The sequence below is a fragment of the Vineibacter terrae genome (assembly GCF_008039615.1).
Classification (GTDB): Bacteria; Pseudomonadota; Alphaproteobacteria; order Reyranellales; family Reyranellaceae; genus Vineibacter; species Vineibacter terrae.
Genome location: NZ_VDUZ01000002.1, coordinates 256377 through 271644 on the forward strand (window position 1 = coordinate 256377; position 15268 = coordinate 271644).

Genomic DNA, 15268 nt, shown 5'->3' on the forward strand with positions numbered 1-15268 from the left:
AGCGGCGGCATGGCGCGACGAATGCTGGCGCATCGACTGGAACGGGTGTGGCGCATCAAGGCGCCGCGGCGATTGGTGAAATCCTTCGATGCAGGCGATCACTGACAGGGCGATGTCACGGCCATTCGCCTTCGACGATCACCAGTGTCTTGGCATAGACATAGGTTCTGACTTCCCTGCCGGCGAGCTCGAACGTGTCCTCGCCGAACCGCGTGAAGCGGAACTTGTCGCCCTCGAGCTTCTCCATCTTCCATTCCGCTTCAGTCACGGGATAGCGCCCGCCCTCGACCCAGCGGCTGACAATACCTTTGACCTGCACCTTCCACATACCGAGGCTCATAGCTCCGCTTCGGGGAGACGGGTTGATACATAAGGCTACCCTACCATGATAGCCCAGCTTGCCGGTGATGTGCACGTACCGCAACGGGCGCGTCGACATCCCGTGGACGCATGCACGACCACGAAAAAAGACCGCCGCACGCGATCGCGTGCCAGCCTCACTCGGCGGCGACAGGTCGAGGCGCCGCCGGTGCCGGCCGCGTGATCACCGTGAGGAGTGACAGCAGGATGAAGCCGCAGATCAGGGCGAAGATCAGGTGCGGCTGGCCGCGGTCCATCAGCCAGCCATAGAGCAGCGGCGATACCATGCCGCCGATATTGAAGCCGGTGGACACGAAGCCGAACACCTTGCCGAAAGCGCCCGGCGGCGTCACCGCGCGCACCATCATGTCGCGCGACGGCTGGATGATGCCGTTGAGCAGGCCGCCGATGGACATGGTGCAGATCAGCAGGACGGCGTTCAGGTCGACCCAGCCGACCAGCGCCACCATCGTCGAGGTCGCGGCGAAGCACAGCGCCGCCACGCGCTCATGGCGCGACGTGCGATCGGCGATGATGCCGCCGACCAGCACCCCCACCGCGCTCAGCAGCAGGAAGCCGGACAAGGCGAAGTTCGCCGTCGATGCCGGCGTGCCGTGCAGCGATCCCAGCGCCACCACCGAAAAATTCTGCAAGCCGCCATTGGCCATCGCCAGCAGCGCGAAGAACACCAGGTTGCGCAGGATCGGCGCCGAGAACAGCAGGCGCCAGCCATCGGAGCCGGCCGTCGCGGTCGCGGCCCCAGGGCGGGCCGCCGGCGTCGCCGGGCGCATCAGCACCTGGCCCTGCAGCATCAGCAGCAGCGCAACGGCGATGCCCATCGCGGAGGCCAGCAGGAAGGCGCTGCGCCACCCCCACATCGCGGCGCAGAGAAGGATGATCGGCGGCGCCATGCCGCTGCCGAGGAAGCCGGCAAAGGTGTGGATCGAGAACGCCTTGCCGATGCGCTTGCCCTCGATCGTGGCCGACAGGATGGCGTAGTCGCAGGGATGGTAGACGGTGTTGGCCAGCCCCAGCAGGGCGAACGCGACCACCAGCAGCCAATAGCCCGGCACCAGGGCCGCGACCGCGATCGCACCGGCACCCAGCAGCAGGCCGCCTGTGAGGATGGCGCGCGGCCCGACCCGGTCGACCAGGAAGCCCGTCGGCGTCTGCAGGGCCGCGGAAACGACGTTGAAGGCCGTCAGCGCCAGGCCGATCGCGGTATAGCTGACACCATACTCCGCTTTCACCAGTCCAAAGATCGGCGGCAGCAGCAGGATGTAGAAATGACTGACGAAATGCGCGGCGCTGATCAGACCGATCACGCGCGCGTCGCGCCGCCACGCCGAACCCGTTTCCTCGGCCACGAGCACCACTTCTCGCCGTTGTCGTGTTCTGAAATTGGCCGAGACCGATGCTGGCGACAAGCCTCGCCGCAGCACGCCAGCCCTGAGATTGCCGAAGAGGTCGAGCTATCGCGTCACGCTGTCATCCCGAGCGCAGCGAGGGATCTCCCGGGAATGACGCATGGTACGCCATTCGCAGGAGATCCCTCGCTTCGCTCGGGATGACTGTGGCGACGTATCCGTCAGGTCACCTGAGCGATACCACCCCGTCGCACGCCGGCATCGATGCTGCCCCACAGCACCTCGTGGCCGGCCGGCAGGGCGCGGTTGTTGGGCATCGACAGCCACAGACGCAGCAGCAGCCGGTCCTGGCCGGCGGCCTTGTCATCCTCGAACGGCGTGCGGCCGTGGTAGGTGACATGGCTGTTGAGGAACTGGATATCGCCCGGCGCCAGGGTCATTTCGAAGCACAGCTCCTCGGACAGCGCCATCAGCATGTCGATGGCCTCGCGCTGCGCCGCCGTCAGCTTGGGCACGCCGGGGACCAGCTCGGCCGCCTCGATGTAGGTCAACGAGTAGTGGCTGGTGAAGCGGCCGTCGCGCACGCCGAAGATCGGCAGCGGGTAGACGGTCTCGGCCTTGTCCGATTCCTCGCCCAGGCGGCTGCGCCAGAAATCCTGGAACATCACCTCGAGCAGATCGGGTCGCCGCTGCAGGAAGGCATTGTGCACGGCGGCCGAGCTGCAGATCTTGCTGACGCCGCCCGATTTCGCCTGACGCACACACAGCAGGGACACGACGTCGGTGCGATCGGTATGGAAGCGCAGGCGGCCGTTGCTCAGGGTGCGGGCGTAGGATGACAGGAACGGCTTGCCGTCCCCTTTGCCCTCGATCTGGCCGTAGCGCTGGCCGAGGTCGCCGCCTTCGTCGCGGATGCCGCGCATCAGCTCGCCGCGCCGGTTCTGGAAGACGGGTGCGCCGACATGGGTGCCGATGCCGAAATAGATCTGCTGCAGCGCCGCTTCATCGTACCGAGCCACCGGAACGCCGCGCAGCTTGACCATGCCGCAGCCGTTCTCGAGCTCCTCGGCAATGTCCTCGAACAGCGCGTCGAGCGTCGGCAAAGGGAAGTCGGCGCGCGTGATCTGATGCCAGGCAAGGCCCTTGCGGCGCACCGCCTGCAGCGCCGCGTCGATCTCATCCGCCGCGCCTGCTGGCAGGTCGCGGATCCAGCGGGTGGAAGATGCCATCTCGGGACCGAGCCAGACGCTGGCACCGGTCAATGGAGCGCGCCCTGTCATGACGCATCGCCTCGTGTCGGTGGAACGCTGCAACGCAGTTTCGCAGGTGTCGTACACCGCCGGGGACCGGCTGCCAACCCTGGGCCGGCGCGCCTCACAGCCCGAGATAGGCCTTGCGCAGACTGTCGTCGCCACGGATGTCGCCCGGCGCCGCGGATCGGGCGATGCCGCCGTTCTCAAGGACATAGACCCAATCGGCGAGACCGAGGCTGAGATGGACAGCCTGCTCGACCAGCAGGATAGACTGGCCCTCGGCCGCCAGGCGGCGCAGGGTGGCGAACAGCTCCTTGGCCAGGCGCGGGCTGAGGCCCAGCGACGGCTCGTCCAGCAGCAGCAGGCGCGGGCACGACATCAAGGCGCGCGCGATCGCCAGCATCTGCTGCTCGCCGCCGCTCATGGTGCGGGCAAGCTGATGGCGCCGCTCGGCCAGGCGCGGAAACAGCGCCAGCATGCGCTCCAGGCCGGCCGCTTCCGCCTGTCGCGCGCGCCGCGCATAGGCACCCAGGCGCAGATTGTCCAGCACGCTCATCTCGCCGAACAGCCGGCGGCCCTCCGGGACCAGGGCGATGCCGTGCTCGACGATGCGATGCGGCGGCGCGGCCTGCAGCGTCGCGCCGTCGAACGTGATGCGGGCGCCCGGCTGGGCTGGGATGATGCCGGCAACCGCGTTGAGCAAGGTCGTCTTGCCGGCGCCGTTGGCGCCGAGGATCACCACCGTGCGGCCGGCCTCGACGCGCAGCGACACCGCGCGCAGCGCCTCGTGCTTGCCGTAGGCGACGCTGAGGTTCTCGACCTCAAGCATCGTCCTCTCCCAGGTAGACGCGCGCGACCTCAGGATCGCTGAGCACGGCATCGGGGGCGCCGGATGCGATCAAGGCGCCGGCGCTCATCACCACGACATGGTCGCACAGCGCCCGGATCGCCTCCATGACATGCTCGATCATGACGATCGTCACGCCCTCGTCCCGCAGGCGCCGGATCAGCGCGATGCCGATCTGCAGCTCGCTGGGGTTGAGGCCCGCCAGCCACTCGTCCAGCAGCAGCACTCGCGGCCGCGTCGCCAGCGCACGGGCGAGCTCGACGCGCTTCTGGTCGATATAGGTGAGCTGCGATCCGGCCTGGTCCGCCCGCGCCGCCAGCCCGACACACTCCAGCAGCGCACCGACCTCATCCCGGGCCCGTGCCGGCGTCGTCGGCTCGGCGCCGAAGAGGCGGCCGACCATGACGTTCTCGCGCGTCGTCATGCCCGGAAGGATGCGCACGAGCTGGAAGGTGCGCGCGATGCGCGACCGGCAGACGCGGAACGCCGGCAGGCCGATCATCTCCTGGCCGGCAAGGCGGACCGAGCCGCCGTCGGCCGCGATCTCGCCGGTGACGAGGTTCAGCACCGTCGTCTTGCCTGAGCCGTTGGGACCGATCAGGCCCACGATCGCGCCGTCGGCGACGTCGAGATCGACGCCGCGCACGGCCTGCAGGCCGCCGAACGACTTGCGAAGCCCGCGGATCGCCAGCAGCGGCTCGGCCGTCACGGTGCCCTCCCGCGCACGCGGTCCACCAGGCCCATCAGGCCGCCCGGCAGATAGTAGACGATGATCACGAAGCACAGGCCCAAGGCGATGCCGAAATGATGCGGGAAGGTGCCGGACAGCAGCTCGAACAGCAGCACCAGCGGCACGGCGCCCAGCGCCGGCCCCCAGGGCCGGCCGACTCCGCCCAGCAAGGCCATGATCAGGACCTGGAAGGCGACCAGCGAATTGAAGGCGATATTGGGATCGACATAGGTGTAGCGCAGCGACAGCACGGCGCCTACCAGCGACATCACCGCCGAGGTCGCGGCGAAGACCAGCACCTTGACGCGCGTCGTGTCGATGCCGGCATGGCGCGCCACCATCTCGTCCTCGCCGATGACGCGCAGCGCGTAGCCGAGCCGCGCCTGCGACAGCCACCAGACGCCGCCGATGACCACCGCCGCGATGGCCAGCAGCAGCTCGTAGATCAGCGTGCCGCCGGCATTGACGAAGATGTAGCGCGCCAGGGTCTTGGTCTGGTTGATCTCGAACCAGATCACCAGCTGCTTGATCAGCTCGGCCAGGCCGAAGGTGAAGATCACGAAGTAGACGCCGCTCAGCCGCAGGGTCGAGAGCCCGACGCCGAACGCCACCGCGAAGCCCACGACCGGTGCGATGGCCAGCACCAGCGGCAGCGGCAGGTGGTCGCCCAGCAGGGCCACGGTATAGGTGCCGATGCCGACGAAGGCGGCAGTGGCCAGCGAGATATAGCGGGTGCGGCCGGAGAAGAAGGCCCAGGCCGTGGCCAGCGAGACATAGGCCAGGATGCTGATCAGCAGCGACACGGTGTAGGCCGACACGACCAGCGGCAGGGCCGCCAGCACGGCCACGCCCACGGCGACAAGCGCGAGCCTAGCCACGGCTGAAGAGCCCCTGCGGGCGCACGAGCAGCACCAGGAGGAACAGCGCGAAGTTGATGGCCAGTGTCAGGCCGGGGTCGACCAGGTAGGCGCCCAGCGCCTCGGCGACCCCCAGGATCAGGCCCGCGGCCAGGCAGCCCAGCATGCGGCCGACACCGCCCATGATCACCACGATCAGCGCCTTGAGCGTGTAGACGATGCCGATCGAGGCATTGAACGACAGGAACATGCTGACCAGCGTGCCGGCCACCGCCATGATCGCGCCGCCGGCGGCGAAGGCCAGCGCCGACAGGCGCGGCACGTCGATGGCGACAAGCTGCGCCGCGACGGGATCGATCGCGATCGCCCGCAATGCGCCGCCAAGCCTGGTGGCGCGCAGCAGCCAGTACAGGGCCAGCGCCAGCGCCACCGCGGCCACGAATGCCAGCACGCGGTTCAGCGCCACGGTGGCGCCCAGCACATGCACCGGCACCGCAAGGTAGGTGTAGCCGCGGTACTCGCCGCCCCATTGCACCAGCGCCACGCCCTGGAAGACGAACAGCAGGCCGAAAGTGACCAGGATGGTGTCGGCCTCGAGCACGTCCCGGTTGGCGGCGCGGCGCACCAGCGGCGTCAGCAGATAGCGGTAGATCAGCCAGTTGCCGCAGAACGCCACCGGCACGCTGAACAGCAGGCTGGCCAGGGGATCGATGCGCCACAGCGTGAGGAACCAGAAGGCGGTGAAGGCGCCGCCCATGAGCGTCTCGCCATAGGCGAGGTTCATCATGCGCGCGATGCCGTATTGCAGGTTCAGCCCCAGCGCGATCAGGCCGTACATGCCGCCGACCAGCACGCCGCTCAGGATGGCTTCGAACAGGACCACGGCGCGGCGCCCTTAACCGAGTCCTTCCTGTTCCCCCCTCGCCCCGCGGCAGCGGGGAGAGGGAGGGGCCCATCGCGAAGCGATGGGAGGGTGAGGGGTACGCGCGGTCAGTCCCTGTTCTTGCCGCATGGCTCGATCGTCCCTACCCCTCACCTTCCCATGCCTTCGGCATGGGCCCCTTCCTCTCCCCGCTGCCGCGGGGCGAGGAGACGGCAGCAGCGCGTTCATATGTGATCGCCCTTCCCCCTCCGGGGGAAGGCGGGACGCGCGAAATCACCACTTGGGCTTGGGGAACATCAGCGGCTTGGCGCCGCGCTTGTCGGCAGGATAGATGCCAACCACCTCGTCGCCCTGCCATTGTCCGACGGCCCAGGCCGTCTGATGGACCTGGTCCTTGAACGTGTACACGTCGGCAATGGTCTCGAACGTGCCTGACGCGATGGCGTCGCGGATCTTCTTGCGGTCGATCTCGCCCACCTGCTCGATCGCCTTCTGCAGGATCTGCAGGGTGCCATAGGTGCCGATGGAGCCGATCTCGACGCCGCGATTGAACATCGCCTTGTGCCGCTCGATGTACTCCTTCTGGCCCGGCGCCGTGGTGTCGACGGCGCCGTACAGCAGCACGCCATTCTTCTTGGCGCCGAACTTGGCGACATAGGCCGGGAACGGCGTGCCCACCCCGGTGTAGAAGATCGGCGGGCTGAAGCCCACCACCTGCGCCTGCTCGGTCACCATGAAGGTGTCGGTCGGATAGCTGAAGCAGAAGAAGGCATCGGGCTCGAGCGCCATCACCTCGCGGATCTGCGGCTGCAGGTCCGACACGCCCAGCGGGTAGCTCTTGTTGTAGACGACCTCGACAGCGGCCTTCTTGCAGGCGTCGACCATGGCGGTGGCCATCTCGACGCCGAGCTGGTCGGCGACATGCATGATGGCGATGCGGCCCTTGATCTTGCCTTCCTTCTTCAGCTGCGCGCACATCGCCGCCAGCGGTTCGGTGCCGTTGTCGGGCTGCACCAGGGCCCAGAAGGAATAGGGCCAGCGGGGGCCGAGCTGGCGCACGCGCATCGCCGAGGCGGTGTAGTGGATCGCCGGGTACTCGTGCTTGTTGAAGACCGGCGCCGTCGCGAGGTTGGTGGCGGTGCCCCAGGGCGGCAGCACGAGGTCGACCTTGTCGTTGAGGATCAGGCGCTCGACCAGGCGGATCGCTTCCTCGATCTGGCTGCGGTCGTCGTAGTCGATCAGCTCGATCGGGACCTTGCGGTCATGCTTCTTCAGGAAGATGCCGCCGGCGTCGTTCACGTCCTTGGCCCAGAGCTTGTACTGCGACCAGGTCGTCGACTGCGCGCCGGGCGCATAAGGGCCCGACAGCGACACGGCATAGCCGATGCGGATCGATTTCGGCGCCTGCGCCCGCGCGACCATCGGCGCGCCGGCAGCGGCAAGCAGGGACACTCCACCCTTCAGAACGGTTCGCCTCTGCATGGCGTCTCTCCCACGTTGCGCTTGTTTGTTTTGTCGAACAATTGTTCGCATTGCGCACGCACAAGAGCGTAACTGTGGCCGTCGCCTCCTGTCAATGAATGGTTGAAATCAAACAATCGACGCGCCCGTCATCCCGAGCGCAGCGAGGGATCTCCCGCGACATGATGCACGGTGCGTCAATCGCGGGAGATCCCTCGCTGCGCTCGGGATGACGGGTACGTGCCCAAGATCACCGCGCCATGGGACGACCGGGCAGATTGCGGATCGCCATCTCGATGTTGCGAGCCGCCTCGCGCAGGTCGGGCAGGATCTTGCCCACCGCGTCGCGCCGGCGCAGGCGGCTGCTGGGCGCGCTGAGATTGAGCGACGCCACCGCCGCGCCCGTCGCGTCGCGGATCGGCACGGCGATGCAGTTCACGCCGTAGTCGAGCTCCTCGTCGGTGAAGGCGTAGCCGTCGCGCCGCGCCTGGTCGACGAGCTTGCGCACGCCGGCCGGCGTATGCACCGTGTGCTTGGTCAGCGGCCGCATCACCGCCGTCTCGAAATAGGCATCGAGCGCGTCGGGCGGCAGCCCGCCCAGCAGGATGCGGCCTGGCGAGGTGCAGTAGGCCGGCAGCCGGCCGCCGGCCGGCACCAGCATCACGCCGTGCCGTGTCGCGGGCACGCGCACCGCATAGGCGATGTCGTGACCGTCGAGCACCGACACCGAGCAGGTCTCGCCGTGGATCTCGGCCAGCTCGCGCAGGTGCGTGAGCGCCACCTCCGACCAGCCCATCGACGACAGGTAGGCATAGCCCAGCCGCAGCGCCCGCGGCCGCAAGGTAAAGAGCTTGCCATCGGTGGCGGCATAGCCGAGATCGCACAAGGTCAGCAGCAGGCGCCGCGCCGTGGCGCGTGTGATGCCGGCACGCTTGGCGACGTCGCTCAGCGTCAGCGCCCGGGCATCGTGGAACACCTCGATCGCCGCCAGCCCGCGCGCCAGCGCCTGCACGAAATAGCGCCCGCTGTCCGGCTGCCGGCGCGCGCCCGAAGCGGCACGACGCTTGGCCGCTGCAGCGGCCGGCCTGACGAATTCGACGACGCCCGACATGTGCTTCTCTCCTGGACCGCGGCGGCGCCGATATTGACTCGATCTCGGGCCGCAGAGCATATTATGCAAAATCGTACAAATGTTCGCAATGCGCACAAAGAGGCCGCGGCACGAATGTCGACGGCACCAGCGCCGGGATGGAGGACGCAATGCCGAGGCCGGACGACCTGCAGTTCAATATGTTCCATTTCATGCCGTACATCCACTTGCCGGAGGATCACAAGAAATACGAGTCGGTGTGGGTCGATTTCCCCAACACGATCTATGACCCGGTGAAAGGCAACCAGCTCTACACGCGCTACCTGCGCGAGATGGCGCTGGCCGACAAGCTGGGCTTCGACGGGCTGGTCGTCAACGAGCACCACTCGACCAGCTACAGCATGATGCCGGCGCCGAGCCTGATCGCCGCGGCGCTGATCCCGCAGACCAGCCGCGCCAAGCTGTGCGTCTTCGGCACGCCGCTCAACCTCGAGTACCCGCATCGCGTGGCCGAGGAGTACGGCATGCTGGATGTCATGTCGGGCGGCCGCCTCGAGGTCGCGCTGCCGCTGGGCACCGGCATGGAGTACTGGGTGAACCCGATCAACCCCGCCACCGCCCGCGCCCGCTTCCGCGAATCGATCGACATCCTGCTCAAGGCCTGGCGCGAGGACGGGCCGCTGGCCTACGAGGGCGATTTCTACACCTACCGCTACCTCAACGTCTGGCCCAAGCCCTACCAGAAGCCGCATCCCAAGATGTACCTGGTGGGCACCGGCAGCCCCGAGACGGTGCAGCTCGCGGCCGAGCTGGGCCTGGGCTACTCGTCGGTGTTCGTGCCGATCAGCAAGCAGATGCAGGCCTTCGCCGAGCTGCGCGAGCGCTCGCCGTCATACGGCCACACCTTCACGCGCGACAAGGCGATCATCGGCATCATGGCCTATGTCGCCGAGACCAAGGAGAAGGCCGAGCAGGAGTGGATGGAGCACCTGTTCTTCTTCTTCAAGGACGCGCTGCGCACCACGCCGCGCTATCTCGTGCCGCCCGGCTACGTGACGCCGGCCGAGTTCCGCAAGCGCATCTCCGGCCCCAACCTGCATGGCGAGCTGACCTGGGAGGGGCTCACCGAGCAGTTCTTCGTGGTCTGCGGCACGCCCGACATGGTGGCCGAATCGATCGCGGCCTGGTCCGAGCAGGCCCACTCCAGCCGCATCAACTGCTTCCTTCACCTCGGCACCATGCCGCACTGGATGACGGTCAAGAACATGACGCTGTTCGCCGAGGAGGTGATCCCCAGGCTGCGCAGCAAGGCGCCCGACATGCGCCAGTCCCTGCCGCAGGCCGCCGAGTAGGAGCGCCGCCATGACCGCTTTCACGCGCGAGGAAATCACCGTCGGCGGCGTCAAGACCGTCTACCTGACGGCCGGCAAGGGCGAGCCGCTGCTCTTCCTCCATGGCGGTGGCACGTTCCACGGCTTCGAGTTCGCCAAGCCCTGGGCCGAGCATTTCCGTGTCCTGCTGCCCTACCACCCCGGTTTCGGCGAATCGGACGACGATCCCGGGCTGTCGTCCATGCAGGACTACGTGATGCACTACATCGAGCTGCTGGACCAGCTCGGCCTGGACAAGGTGAACCTGGTTGGCTTCTCGCTGGGCGGCTGGCTGGCGGCGAGCTTCGCCACCCAGCACACGCGGCGGATCCGCAAGCTGGTGCTGGTGGCGCCCGCCGGGCTGCGCGTCAAGGAGGCGCCCACGGCCGACCTCTTCCGCATCCCCGGCGAGCAGGTCCCGGCCATGCTGGTGCACAATTTCGACGTCATCAAGCCGCACCTCCCGGCCGGCTTCGACGTCGACTTTACGGTCGACCGCTTCCGCGAGATCACGACCGTGGCGCGCGTGGCCTGGGAGCGGTCACATGACCCCAAGCTGCCGCGCTGGCTGCACCGGGTGACCGTGCCCACCATGCTGGTCTACGGCGAGCAGGACCGTATCGTGCCGGCGGCGCAGGGCCCGCACTGGGCCAGGCTGATCCCGGGCGCCACGGTCAGGACCTTCCCCGAGGCGGGCCACCTGGTCCTCGACGAGAAGCCGGAGGCGGTGAAGGCGGTGCAGCAGTTCCTGCAGTGACAACCTTCCGACACGGCGATTGAATTGACCGGGGCTTTGGAGTTCACTGGGCGACCATCGTCTGTCTCATCATGGTCAGACACGATGCAAGCAAGGTCGGTCTTCGGGGCAGGTGAAACGCACGGAATCCTGCAGCAGGTCGGCGCGCAGGTGAGCGCCTCCAGCGACGGGCTGGGGTGGACATCCGCGTTCGCGTCGACGCAGCGCGAGCAGCCCTTCGAAGCGCGCTTCCACGCCCATGCCGACTGCCTGATGGTCCTGCATCGCGGCGGTCCCGTCGACATGATCTACAACACGGGACGCCACGCCGTGTCCCGGCACATCCCCAAAGGCGGCGTCTTCTTCCTGCCGGCGGGACAGGAGTGCCATGTCCACCTGCGCGGCCCGCTCGACACCACGCATATCTACCTGCGCGCGTCGCTGTTCGAGCGCGAGAACGGACCGATCGCCGCCCTGACGGGCCTGGCACCGCTGCTGGGCGAGCGCGATCCCGTCCTGGAGCATCTGGCCGGGGCGGTCGGCACGATCATCGCCGAAGCGGCCCCCTCGCTGGCGGTCGACCCGATCGCCACCGCGCTTGCCGGGCGCTTCATCGACATGAACTTCAGGCAGCGCCCGGCCGAGCCGCGCCGGCGCTACCAGCTGACCGGCCGGCAGCTGCGCCGCGTGCACGACTTCGTCGAGGCCAATATCGGCGCCGACATCCGTCTCGACGCCATGGCCCGGACCTGCGGCGTCAGCCCCGATCATTTCCTGCGCACGTTCAAGGCCACCGCCGGCGTCTCGCCGTACCAGTACGTCCTCACCCGCCGCGTCGAGCGGGCCAAGCGGCTGCTGACCGAGGAGGCCGGCTCGAGCCTGGCCGACATCGCCGCGCGCTGCGGGTTCTCGCACCAGGAGCACCTGAGCCGGATGTTCCGCCGCTTCACAGGCAGCACACCCGGCCGCTATCGGCGCGACGGCAGCTGAGGCGCTCTTCGCCGCGCTCGGGATGGCAGGTGGGGTTGGCGCAACGTTTTCTCGATTTCGTGCAGAACCGTCCGGGTTTCGTGCAGGCCGCACGGCCGCCGTCCGGATAGCATGGCGTTCAAGAACAAGAGCCCACGAGGAAACCATGCCCGATGTGAAGACCGTCTTCGGCTCTCTGGCGGATTACCAGAAGGGCGGCATCCAGGTCATCAACGATGACCCCCGGAACTATGTGTTCTCCAACGTCTTCGAGGTGGCGTCGAAGGCCAGGCCCTACGAGCGGATCGCCGTCGGCAAGAACTTCGAGTACGTGATCGAGTGCCTGCGCGCCGAGGGCACCTCGCCCTGGTTCACCTGCGACCATGACGAGTTCGCCCTGGTCATGGACGGCACCGTGGAGGTGCGGCTGCAGAAGCCGGGTGCCGGCCAGGCGGCGCCGGCCGGCAGCGACGGCGCGATCCAGATGAAGGACGCGCCGGGCGGCCCCCGGATGGGACGCATGGTCTGCCGGCGCGGCCACATGGCGCTGCTGCCCAAGGGCGCCGCCTACCAGTTCCACGCCGACGCGCCGGGCGTCATCACCATCCAGACCGTGCACGGCCCGCTCACCATCGAGCGCTGGGCCGAGATCTGCGAGACCAGGTCGATCTGAAGGAGATCCGAGATGTCGAGCGCCATCGCCGTCCAGGCCTCCGAGCCGGACAACTACTACGGCTATCGCAGCTTCAAGAAGGGCAAGTTCGAGTTCAGCCGCGACGAGTATTTCGTGAAGGTGAAGTGGCCCAAGGGCAGCCACCTGATGCCGGCCGACGTCTTCCTGCGCGCCCTGCAGCGCGACGTGGCCTGGAACTTCTTCTACGGCACGGTCAACTTCGACCATGTCTTCGGCACGCTGAACCACTACGGCACGGTCGACATGTTCGCCGGCCGCTTCAACGACGCCTACCGCAATGCCGGCCTCGACTACGTCGAGACGTTCTCGTCGGACGACCTGATGGCCACGTTCAAGGCCGTCCTCGACGACTGGACCAACAAGGGCTACGACCCGTTCGCGGCGCCGGAGGAGACGGCCAACCCTTACGGCCGCAAGAACGGCAGCAACGTCGACGCCATCAGCCGCCAGCGCGTGACGGCGCAGCGCATGGTGGGTTGCGCCGGCGACACGCCGGTCCGCACCGACGCCAACGGCTATCCCGTGAACCGGCATTTCGCCGACGTGCCGCAGGACCAGCCCGAGATCCATGCCGAGCAGGGCTTCGAGGACGAGGTGCGGGCCTTCAACCTGTTCGGCTACCTCTCGCGCTCGGACGTGACCTGGAACCCCAGCGTCTGCTCCGTCGTGCGCGAGAGCCTGTACTGCCCGACCTCGGAGGAGTTCATCCTGCCGGTCGAGCATGGCAACGACCGCGTCGAATGGTTCCTGCAGATGTCCGACGAGATCACCTGGGTGGTCAAGGACAAGGAGACCGGCGCGCCGCGCGCCAACGTCACCATGCGGGCGGGCGACATCGCCGCCATGCCGGCCGACATCCGCCACCAGGGCTATTCGGCCAAGCGCTCGATGCTGCTGGTGTGGGAGAACAACTCCGGCAAGATCCCCGAGCTGATCGCCAGCGGCAAGGCGCCGGTCACGCCGGTGAAGTTCTGAGCCGTTCCCAACCTCTCCCGCAAGCGGGAGAGGTTGGCGCGCGAAGCGCGGCGGGTGAGGGCTTCACGCACGGCACCCCCGTGTGACGCCCTCACCTTCCCATCGCTGACGCGATGGGCCCCTTCCTCTCCCGCTTGCGGGAGAGGAGATCAAGAGTGAGAAAACGCGATGGGCTACCAGACCAGGCTCTTCATCGGCGGCGACTTCGTGCCGGCGCTCGATGGCGCCACGTTCCCGACGCTCAACCCGCATGACGGGTCGGTGATCGCCGAGGTGGCGGAAGCGAAGGCCGCCGATGTCGACCGCGCCGTCGCGGCGGCGCGCAAGGCATTCCCGGCCTGGCGCGACATGCCGGCGGCCGATCGCGGCCGGCTGCTGCTGAAGCTGGCCGACAAGATCGAGGAGAATGTCGACGCGCTGGCGCGGCTGGAGGCGATCGACACCGGCCACCCCCTGAAGGACGCGCACGTGCTGGACGTGCCGCGCACGGCCGCGACCTTCCGCTATTTCGGCGGCATGGCCGACAAGGTCCAGGGCTCGGTGGTGCCGGTCGAGGCGGGGTTCCTGAACTACGTGCAGCGCGAGCCTCTGGGCGTGGTGGGCCAGATCGTGCCCTGGAACTTCCCGCTGATGTTCACGAGCTGGAAGATGGGCCCGGCGCTAGCCGCGGGCAACACGGTGGTGCTCAAGCCCGCCGAGCTGACGCCGCTGTCGACCCTGCGCATCGCCGAGCTGATGGCCGAGGTCGGCTTCCCCGAGGGCGTGGTGAACATCGTGCCCGGCTACGGCGCCACGGCCGGGCAGCGCCTGGCCGAGCATCCGGCCGTCGCCAAGATCGCCTTCACCGGCTCGACCGTCACCGGCCGGCGGATCGTCGAAGCGTCGGCCGGCAATCTCAAGCGCGTGCAGCTCGAGTTGGGCGGCAAGGGCGCCAACATCGTGTTCGACGACGCCGACCTGCAGGCGGCGATCGGCGGCTCGGCCTTCGCGATCTTCCACAACCAGGGCCAGGCCTGCATCGCCGGCTCCCGCCTGCTGCTGCACGAGAAGATCGCCGATCAGTTCCTCGACGGCTTCGTGAAGCTCGCCAGCTCCATACGCGTGGGCGATCCGCTCGACCCGGCGACGGAGATGGGCCCGCTGACCTCGGCCGGCCATCGCGACCGGGTGCTGGCCTACTGCAAGATCGCGCACCAGGCCGGCAGCGAGATCCTCACCGGCGGCGGGCCACCGGCGGATGCGGCGCTGAGCAAGGGCTACTACGTCAAGCCCACCGTGGTGACGGCACAGCCGCAGGACCGGATCTGCATGGAGGAGGTGTTCGGCCCGTTCGTCAGCGTCACACGCTTCAAGGACGAGGACGAGGTGATCCGCATCGCCAACAGCACCGACTACGGGCTGGGCGGCGGCCTGTGGACGGCCAACCTGCAGCGCGCCCACCGCGTCGCCGGCGCCATGCAGGCGGGCATGGTGTGGATCAACTCGTACAAGCGCGTGAATCCGGGCTCGCCGTTCGGCGGCGTCAAGGCCTCGGGCTACGGCCGCGAGATGGGCTTCGAGGCGATGCACGACTACACCGATGCCAAGTCGGTGTGGGTCAACGTCGACGCCCGCCTGCCGCCCTGGTACCCGCGATGATCCCGTCATCCCGAGCGCAGCGAGGGATCTCCCGCGAG

Annotated in this window: 15 protein-coding genes; 6 read left to right on the forward strand and 9 right to left on the reverse strand. The window is 67.9% G+C overall.

Annotation, left to right across the window (positions count from 1 at the left end):
• Nucleotides 1–115: 115 nt before the first annotated feature.
• The 9 genes from FHP25_RS02930 to FHP25_RS02970 all read right to left on the reverse strand — a co-directional run bounded on the left by FHP25_RS02930 (nt 116) and on the right by FHP25_RS02970 (nt 8869).
• Complete coding sequence (locus FHP25_RS02930; RefSeq protein WP_147845386.1) at nt 116–340, reverse strand: hypothetical protein; 225 nt, start codon at nt 338–340, stop codon at nt 116–118.
• Nucleotides 341–497: 157 nt separating this feature from the next.
• On the reverse strand, nt 498–1727 hold the full coding sequence (locus tag FHP25_RS02935) for an MFS transporter (RefSeq protein ID WP_178133233.1): 1230 nt from the start codon (nt 1725–1727) through the stop codon (nt 498–500).
• Nucleotides 1728–1948: 221 nt separating this feature from the next.
• Entirely contained in the window at nt 1949–3007 is a 1059-nt protein-coding gene (locus FHP25_RS02940) for a TauD/TfdA family dioxygenase (RefSeq protein WP_231712188.1), read from the reverse strand.
• Between the two features lie 94 nt (nt 3008–3101).
• Complete coding sequence (locus FHP25_RS02945) at nt 3102–3809, reverse strand: ABC transporter ATP-binding protein (protein ID WP_147845389.1); 708 nt, start codon at nt 3807–3809, stop codon at nt 3102–3104.
• Entirely contained in the window at nt 3802–4536 is a 735-nt protein-coding gene (locus FHP25_RS02950; protein WP_147845390.1) for an ABC transporter ATP-binding protein, read from the reverse strand. Before FHP25_RS02950 ends, FHP25_RS02945 begins: the two co-directional genes overlap by 8 nt.
• Nucleotides 4533–5435 carry a branched-chain amino acid ABC transporter permease gene (locus FHP25_RS02955; protein ID WP_147845391.1) on the reverse strand — a complete coding sequence of 301 codons (903 nt, stop codon included), beginning with the start codon at nt 5433–5435 and terminating at the stop codon, nt 4533–4535. Before FHP25_RS02955 ends, FHP25_RS02950 begins: the two co-directional genes overlap by 4 nt.
• Nucleotides 5428–6297, reverse strand: a complete 870-nt coding sequence (locus FHP25_RS02960; protein WP_178133234.1) for a branched-chain amino acid ABC transporter permease — start codon at nt 6295–6297, stop codon at nt 5428–5430. Before FHP25_RS02960 ends, FHP25_RS02955 begins: the two co-directional genes overlap by 8 nt.
• A 273-nt stretch (nt 6298–6570) precedes the next feature.
• The gene (locus FHP25_RS02965; RefSeq protein WP_178133235.1) at nt 6571–7779 is read right to left on the reverse strand and encodes an amino acid ABC transporter substrate-binding protein; all 1209 of its coding nucleotides are present in this window, start codon (nt 7777–7779) and stop codon (nt 6571–6573) included.
• 229 nt (nt 7780–8008) lie between these two features.
• A complete protein-coding gene (locus FHP25_RS02970; protein ID WP_178133236.1) occupies nt 8009–8869 on the reverse strand; it encodes an IclR family transcriptional regulator domain-containing protein in 861 nt (286 codons plus the stop codon).
• A 149-nt stretch (nt 8870–9018) separates the two neighbouring features.
• Between FHP25_RS02970 and FHP25_RS02975 the strand changes: the two genes are divergently transcribed.
• The 6 genes from FHP25_RS02975 to FHP25_RS03000 all read left to right on the forward strand — a co-directional run bounded on the left by FHP25_RS02975 (nt 9019) and on the right by FHP25_RS03000 (nt 15230).
• Entirely contained in the window at nt 9019–10200 is a 1182-nt protein-coding gene (locus tag FHP25_RS02975; RefSeq protein ID WP_178133237.1) for an LLM class flavin-dependent oxidoreductase, read from the forward strand.
• A 10-nt stretch (nt 10201–10210) separates the two neighbouring features.
• Nucleotides 10211–10975 carry an alpha/beta fold hydrolase gene (locus FHP25_RS02980; protein ID WP_147845395.1) on the forward strand — a complete coding sequence of 255 codons (765 nt, stop codon included), beginning with the start codon at nt 10211–10213 and terminating at the stop codon, nt 10973–10975.
• An 84-nt stretch (nt 10976–11059) separates the two neighbouring features.
• Complete coding sequence (locus FHP25_RS02985; protein ID WP_147845396.1) at nt 11060–11944, forward strand: AraC family transcriptional regulator; 885 nt, start codon at nt 11060–11062, stop codon at nt 11942–11944.
• Between the two features lie 145 nt (nt 11945–12089).
• Entirely contained in the window at nt 12090–12596 is a 507-nt protein-coding gene (locus tag FHP25_RS02990) for a cupin domain-containing protein (RefSeq protein ID WP_147845397.1), read from the forward strand.
• A gap of 12 nt (nt 12597–12608) precedes the next feature.
• Complete coding sequence (locus tag FHP25_RS02995) at nt 12609–13592, forward strand: hydroxyquinol 1,2-dioxygenase (RefSeq protein WP_147845398.1); 984 nt, start codon at nt 12609–12611, stop codon at nt 13590–13592.
• A 168-nt stretch (nt 13593–13760) separates the two neighbouring features.
• Complete coding sequence (locus FHP25_RS03000; RefSeq protein ID WP_147845399.1) at nt 13761–15230, forward strand: aldehyde dehydrogenase family protein; 1470 nt, start codon at nt 13761–13763, stop codon at nt 15228–15230.
• Nucleotides 15231–15268 lie beyond the last annotated feature (38 nt).